At 61.5% G+C, this 6,807-nt stretch carries 5 protein-coding genes and 1 pseudogene; 2 read left to right on the top strand and 4 right to left on the bottom strand.

Going from position 1 to position 6,807, the window contains the following annotated elements; translation table 11 throughout:
* From VFL62_RS23600 to VFL62_RS23585, 4 genes and pseudogenes are all read right to left on the bottom strand, one after another.
* Nucleotides 1-183: pseudogene (locus VFL62_RS23600) on the bottom strand (microcin ABC transporter permease); the annotation flags it as partial.
* Nucleotides 184-186: 3 nt separating this feature from the next.
* The gene (locus VFL62_RS23595; protein WP_325174808.1) at nucleotides 187-2,064 is read right to left on the bottom strand and encodes an extracellular solute-binding protein; all 1,878 of its coding nucleotides are present in this window, start codon (nucleotides 2,062-2,064) and stop codon (nucleotides 187-189) included.
* Nucleotides 2,065-2,078: 14 nt separating this feature from the next.
* Nucleotides 2,079-3,992: an extracellular solute-binding protein gene (locus tag VFL62_RS23590; protein ID WP_414644823.1), complete on the bottom strand. Its 1,914-nt coding sequence runs from the start codon at nucleotides 3,990-3,992 to the stop codon at nucleotides 2,079-2,081.
* Between the two features lie 279 nt (nucleotides 3,993-4,271).
* A complete protein-coding gene (locus VFL62_RS23585) occupies nucleotides 4,272-4,817 on the bottom strand; it encodes a cytochrome c family protein (RefSeq protein WP_325174807.1) in 546 nt (181 codons plus the stop codon).
* A gap of 212 nt (nucleotides 4,818-5,029) precedes the next feature.
* On the opposite strand from VFL62_RS23585, the gene VFL62_RS23580 reads away from it, so the two are divergent.
* Nucleotides 5,030-5,776: a 3-deoxy-manno-octulosonate cytidylyltransferase gene (locus VFL62_RS23580; RefSeq protein ID WP_325174806.1), complete on the top strand. Its 747-nt coding sequence runs from the start codon at nucleotides 5,030-5,032 to the stop codon at nucleotides 5,774-5,776.
* Between the two features lie 19 nt (nucleotides 5,777-5,795).
* Entirely contained in the window at nucleotides 5,796-6,665 is an 870-nt protein-coding gene (locus VFL62_RS23575) for a prephenate dehydratase (protein ID WP_325174805.1), read from the top strand.
* Nucleotides 6,666-6,807 lie beyond the last annotated feature (142 nt).

Here is a 6,807-nt window from a genome sequence, read left to right as displayed (position 1 = left end):
CTTGAAGTCGCCGCTGCCACCGGAAATGCGCGAGGTGGCGCCGGTATCGGAACCGGACAGTTGCGCGATCACCCGCTCCACCGGACCGCCAGGCGCAAATTGCACCACCACAAAGGCGACGAACAGGATTCCGAGCAAGGTCGGAAGCATCAGCAAAATGCGGCGAACGATATAGGCGGCCATGGGCTATTTCGCCTGATCTAGCTTGGCGGCCTTGGCCGCGTCGTACCACCAGATCGTGCGCTCATCGACCGCATAGCGCGGTAACGATGCGGGGTGGCTGAACACGTCCCAATAGGCCAAGGGATGGTTGGAGCGATACCATTGCGGGATCCAATAGCGCCCGGCGCGAAACAAGCGGTCGATCGCCCGGCACGCGAATGTCAGTTCCGCCCGCGTCTCCGCGGCGATCGCCTTGGCAACCATTGCATCCATTGCCGGACTGGCGACACCGGCAAAGTTGTACGAGCCTTTGGTCGCGGCCTCCTTCGACGCGAAATAAGGCCGCAAGCTGTCGCCGGGTGTCGCCGACATGCTCAGCCGCTCGACCGTAATGTCGAAATCGAAATCCTCGACGCGCGCGCGGAATTGCACGGCGTCGATCAGCCGCAGACTGGCATTGATGCCAAGCAGGCCGAGGTTCTTGATGAAGGTGGAATGGTGCGGCTGGAACGACGGTTCGTCGAGCAGAAACTCGATGGCAAAGGGCTCGCCGTTTGGGAGCAGGCGTTTGCCGTCCTTGACCGGCAAGCCTGCATCCTGAAGCAATTGCTGCGCCTTGCGCAGCAAGGCGCGGTCCTGGCCCGATCCGTCCGAGACCGGCGGCACGAACGGCTCGTGAAACACCTCGTCCGGCACTTGGCCCCGAAACGGCTCGAGCAGCTTGAGTTCTTCGGGCGAAGGCGGACCGTTCGCCACCATGTCGGAATTCTGGAACGGCGAACAGGTGCGCGCATAGGCGCCATACATCACCGTCTTGTTGGTCCATTCGAAATCGAAGGCATAGGTCAGCGCCTCGCGGACGCGCGGGTCCTTGAACTTGTCGCGCCTGGTGTTGATGAACCAGCCCTGCCCGCCCGAGGGGGTTTCGTCCGGCACCAGTTCGCGCCTGACACGGCCATCCTTGACCGCCGGAAAGTCATAACGCGTCGCCCAGATCCGCGAGGTGAACTCCTCACGGTACAGATAGTTCTTGCCGGTAAAGCCCTCGAAGGCGACGTCACGGTCGCGATAGAACTCGTAGCGAATGACATCGTAGTTGAAACTGCCGCGACTGACGGGCAGATCGGCTGCCCACCAATCCTTCACGCGTTCGAATTCAATGAAGCGGTTGGCTTCGAATCTTCTGACCTTGTAGGGCCCCGATCCCAAGGGAGCATCCAGGGAGGATTCCTCGAATGGCCGTGTCGCGTAGTAGGCCTTTGAGAAAATCGGCAGGCCCGCAGTGTACAGCGGAACGTCGCGCGCGCGGTTGGGCGAGAACGTGACGATCAGCGTTGCGTCGTCGACGGCTTCGGCCTTCACCATATCGCGAAGCTGAACCACGATCAGCGGATGACCTTTCTCCTTCAGGGCGGTGAGCGAGAAGGCGGCGTCGTGTGCGGTCAGCTTCGAGCCGTCGTGGAAGCGCGCTTCAGGGCGCATGGAAAAACGATAGGTCAGCTTGTCCGGCGATATCAGCACCGACTTTGCCGCCAGACCGTACAGCGCGTCCGGTTCATCGTCGGCACGCACCATCAGTGCGGCGAACGTCAAGTCCATGCCTTGCGCGCCCTCGCCCTTGAGGACGTAGGCGTTGAGCGAATTGAAGGTGAAGAAGGACTGGTTATAGGCCCGCACCGACGGGATCAGCGAAAACGTCCCGCCTTTCGGCGCGGCCGGATTGACGTAATCAAAGTGCGCAAAGTCGGCCGGATATTTCAGGTCGCCGAAAGCCGAAATTCCGTGGGCCTCGCTGGAGGCATCGGCCGCAAATGCCGGCTGCGGCACGGCCACGCCCACAACACCCGCGCCGAGCGCGCCGGCACCAAGCTCGAGCACATGCCGGCGGGAAAGCAGCGCCATGCGCGAAAAATCCCTCAAGATTTCTTGCCGAGCCGGGCGGCCTTGTCGGCATCGTACCACCACAGCGACGGAAGGCCTGAACGGGCGTATTTCGGCAATTCGGCGTGGCTGAAACGATCCCACAGCGCATAGCGGACGAAGGGATAGGAGAATTGCGGAACGACGTAGAAATTCCACAACAGAACGCGGTCGAGCGCATGGGTCGCTGCGACCAGCTCGGCTCGGCTCTTGGCGAAGACAACCCTGTCGATCAGAGCATCGACGGCGGGATTCTTGATACCGATCGTATTGCGCGACCCCGGCACATCGGCGGACTGCGACCCCCAATATTCGCGCTGCTCGTTGCCGGGCGAAAGCGACTCTCCCCAGACATCGACGATCATGTCGTAGTCGAAACTGCGCTCGCGATTCTCGTATTGGGCGCTGTCGACGACACGGATCGAAGTCGTCACGCCGATCCGTTCCAGCGACGGCTTGAAGAACAGTACGATCCGTTCGTTGGCGGGATTATCGACCAGGATTTCGACCGTGATCTGTTTTCCCGAAGGATCGACGAGCTTGCGATCCTTGATCTCGTAGCCGGCTTCCTTCAACAGCCGCATGCTTTCGCGCAAATTGGCGCGAACGGCCTCGGGGTCGCCGCCGACTGGGTTCTGATATGGCTTGGTGAAAACCTCCGCCGGCACCTTGTCGCGAACCGTCTCGAGGATCGCCAGTTCGTCGCCTTGCGGCAGACCGGACGAGGCAAGCTCCGTTCCATAGAAATAGCTGTCGATGCGCGTGTATTTTCCGAAGAACAACTGTTTGTTCATTTCCTCGAAGTCGAACGCATAGTTGAAGGCACGACGAAGACGCGCATCCTTGAACTGCTCGCGGCGCAAATTGAACACGAAGGCCTGCATGCGCCCGATATCGCTGATCGGAAACTCCTGCTTGATGGTGCGCTTCTCAGCCATCGCGGGAAAATCGTAGGCGGTCTCCCATTGCTTGGCTGAATTCTCAGCGATCCAGTCCACCTGATCGGCCTTGAAGGCCTCGAGCGCGACGGTGTTGTCGCGGAAGAATTCGAAACGCAACTCGTCGAAATTGTTCTGACCGATCTGAACCGGAAGATTGGCTCCCCAAAAATCCTTCACACGCTCCAGTCTGACAGAGCGGCCTGCGACGAAATCCTTGATGCGGTAGGGCCCGGAGCCCAAAGGCGGCTCCAGCGTCGTCTGCGAGATATCGCGTTTGTGTCCCTGGCTGTCGGTGCCTTCCCAATAATGCTTGGGCAACACCAGAAGCTCGCCGACGATATGCGGCAGTTCGCGGTTACCGGGAGCATCGAAAGTGAACTTGATCTCGCGGTCGCCAATCTTTTCCGCCTTGGTGACGTGCCGATAATAGGAGGCATACATCGGGCTAAGCTTTTTCAGCGCTTCCATCGAGTAGATGACGTCTTCGGGCGTCACCGGCTTGCCGTCGTGCCAGCGCGCCTCCTGGCGAAGGCGATAGGTCACCCAGGCAAAATCGTCCGGATGCTGTGCGGCTTCGGCGAGCAGGCCGTATTCGGTCGCGACCTCGTCCTGCGCCCGTTCCATCAACGTTTGATAGATCAGCCCGGCGGCAGGCGCGAGTGAGCCTTTGACGCCCGACACCGCAATGTTGAAGTTATCGAAGGTCCCGATCGAGATCATGCGGGCAATCCCGCCCTTGGGCGCATCGGGATTGACGTAGTCGAAACGCTTGAAGCCGGCGGGGTATTTGATGTCGCCGAACAGCGACAGGCCGTGCCGCCAGGCCGGCTCGGCAGCCGCGGTCTGCGCACCGGCCGAACCGATCGTCGAAAAGCCGGAAGCAGTAGCGAGCGCCGGCGCAATCGCGGCAACGGCGCCGCCCTGCAAGAGATGTCTTCGATTGAGCGTCAAAGGCAAAATCCTCTTCATCAGCCGCGTTATCGAGGCCGCTCCTGCGGCGAATTTGAAGGTCCTGATTTCGCTGCGGTCGTCTGCGAACTCCGCAATCGGAACTCCAGTATAAGGCAACGGTTCGACCGATTAAGTTGCTTTTTGCTCATCATTGCACCCCTCGTGGGGCGAAAGGCCGCGGGAATAAAGGCAAAATCGAAGCCCGCTTCCCCCGATCCGGGGAACCAATCGGCAAAAAGCAAAACGGCCGGGATCAAGAACCCCGGCCGCCAAACATAGTGCCCGAATAGACCGACGTTACTTCGCCGCGGTCGGCAAAGGCTTCGGGCTGTCGGACAGCGAGTTCAGGTAAGCGAGCACGTCGGCGCGCTCGCTGTCCTTCTGGATGCCGGCAAAGCCCATCGCGGTGCCCGGAATGAAGCCCTTCGGATTGTCGATGAACTTGTTGAGTTCGTCGATGTTCCAGGTGCCGCCCTTGGCCTTCATGGCCGCCGAGAAATTGAAGCCGCGGCCTTCGCCAATCTTGTCCCCGACGATGCCATAGAGATTCGGACCAACCTTGTTGGGCCCTCCCTTGGTGAAGTCGTGGCAGGCTCCGCACTTCTTGGCGGCCTGCTCACCCTTCTGGACGGAAGCGGTCTGCAGCAGCTTCTCGATCGGCTCGGCGGGCGCGGCAGCGGCCTTTTCGCCGGCTGCGCCTTCTTCCTTGACCGCGATTTCGAAGCCAGGCTTTTCCGGCTTGTTGGGAGCAAAGAGCGCGCCAGCGGTGAAGCTCGTCACCAGCAAAACGAGGCAGGTACCGAGAACGGCACCGAGGACTTTATTGAGTTCGAAGGAGTCCATTTTGGATCAGGCTCCAGGCCGGAAATGTCGAATGTGGGCCGGCGAGAAACGGCCGCGATAAGCGCCAGGAATCGGCCTTTTGCGCCGCACCCCAAGCCCGCATCAGATATCGGTTTGCCCGTGCTCTGGCAACCCGTATAAACGCAATGGCTTTTGAGCCGTCCCCCGTTATTTCTGGCCGCTCTTTGAGGGTACCGGACCGTACATTCCCGATGACCGATCCCCGCATTTTGGTGCTGATTCCGGCCCGCATGGCGGCCACCCGCCTGCCCGGCAAGCCGCTGCTGCAAATGGCCGGCCTGCCAATGATCGTCCACGTCCTGCGCCGGGCGGAAACGGCGGGGATTGGCCGGGTCGCGGTCGCAACCGACACCGCCGAAATCGCGTCGGTCGTCACCGCGCATGGTGGGGAGGCCGTGATGACCCGCGCCGACCACCCGTCCGGCTCGGACCGGATTTTTGAGGCGGCGGGCATCCTTGATCCGAACCGTAAGGCCGAGATCGTGGTCAATCTGCAGGGCGATTTTCCGACCATCAGTTCGGACAATATCCGCGACGTGCTGGCGCCGCTCGCCGACCCCGCGGTCGACATCGCGACCCTGGCTGCCGAGATCCACACCGAGGAAGAGGCGACCAACCCCAACGTGGTCAAGGCGGTCGGCTCCATGATTGGCCCGCGGCGGTTGCGTGCGCTCTATTTTACCCGCGCCACCGCGCCTCATGGCGACGGACCGCGCTACCACCACATCGGCCTCTATGCCTACCGCCGCGCGGCGCTGGAGCGCTTCGTCGGCCTGCCGCCTTCGCCATTGGAGCGGCAGGAGAAGCTGGAACAATTGCGGGCGCTGGAGGCCGGCATGCGGATCGACATCGGAATTGTCGACACGGTGCCGCGCGGCGTCGATACCCCGGCCGACCTCGAAACCACGCGCCAGATACTCGCTCTGGCGAAATCCTGAACCGCTGCTACAAGGCGCCATGACCAAGCCAGCCAAGATCATGAAAATCGCATTCCAGGGCGAGCCGGGCGCCAACTCCCATATCGCCATCACCGAGGCCTATCCGGACGCCGAAGCCCTGCCCTGCCCGACCTTTGAGGATGCGCTTGCCGCGATCGCCTCGGGCGAGGCCGATCTCGGCATGATCCCGATCGAGAATTCGGTCGCGGGCCGCGTTGCCGACATTCATCACCTGTTGCCGCAATCCGGCCTCTTCATCGTCGGCGAGTGGTTTCTGCCGATCCATCACCAGCTGATGGCGCCACGCGGCGCCAAGCTCGGCGATATCAAGACGGTCGAAAGCCACGTCCACGCGCTCGGACAATGCCGTCGCATCATCCGCAAGCTCGGCATCAAGCCGATCGTCGGGGTCGACACCGCCGGCAGTGCCCGCATCATTTCCGAACGTGGCGACAAGAGTTGCTCCGCGATCGCACCGAAGCTTGCCGCCGAAATCTATGGCCTGGATATCCTGGCCAAGGATGTCGAGGACGAAGCGCACAACACCACCCGCTTCGTGGTGCTGGCCCGCGAAGCCAACTGGGCCAAGCAAGGCGCGGGACCGCTCGTCACCACTTTTGTCTTCCGGGTGCGCAACTTGCCGGCGGCGCTCTACAAGGCGCTCGGCGGTTTTGCCACCAACGGCGTCAACATGACCAAGCTGGAAAGCTACATGGTCGACGGCAATTTCTTCGCCACGCAATTCTACGCCGATGTCGACGGTCATCCCGACGACCGGGGCCTTGCCTTTGCGCTGGAGGAATTGAAATTCTTCTCGCGCGAACTGCGTATCGTCGGCGTCTATCCGGCCCATCCGTTCCGCGCCACCTTCAGCGAGACGCAGGACTGATTTGGCAGACCGTCATCTCCAGATTCCGGGTTCGCGCATTGCGCGCGCCGGAATGACTGCGAGTTGTCACGCCGCTTGCTTTTTGGTGAGCCCAAACGCATCGGCCATCAGCGTATAGGACTTCTTGCGCGCCTCGTGATCG

This window comes from Bradyrhizobium sp., from assembly GCF_035701725.1.
In the GTDB taxonomy this organism is placed as follows: domain Bacteria; phylum Pseudomonadota; class Alphaproteobacteria; order Rhizobiales; family Xanthobacteraceae; genus Bradyrhizobium.
The sequence above is the reverse complement of the archived record's forward strand: the minus strand, read 5'-3'. Positions and strand labels throughout refer to the sequence as shown.

What these genes read in the sequence shown, in the direction of transcription:
- VFL62_RS23595 (WP_325174808.1), bottom strand. Translation starts at nt 2,064, where the DNA reads ATGGCGCTGCTTTCCCGCCGGCATGTGCTCGAGCTTGGTGCCGGCGCG.
- VFL62_RS23590 (WP_414644823.1), bottom strand. Translation starts at nt 3,992, where the DNA reads ATGAAGAGGATTTTGCCTTTGACGCTCAATCGAAGACATCTCTTGCAG.
- VFL62_RS23585 (WP_325174807.1), bottom strand. Translation starts at nt 4,817, where the DNA reads ATGGACTCCTTCGAACTCAATAAAGTCCTCGGTGCCGTTCTCGGTACC.
- VFL62_RS23580 (WP_325174806.1), top strand. Translation starts at nt 5,030, where the DNA reads ATGACCGATCCCCGCATTTTGGTGCTGATTCCGGCCCGCATGGCGGCC.
- VFL62_RS23575 (WP_325174805.1), top strand. Translation starts at nt 5,796, where the DNA reads ATGACCAAGCCAGCCAAGATCATGAAAATCGCATTCCAGGGCGAGCCG.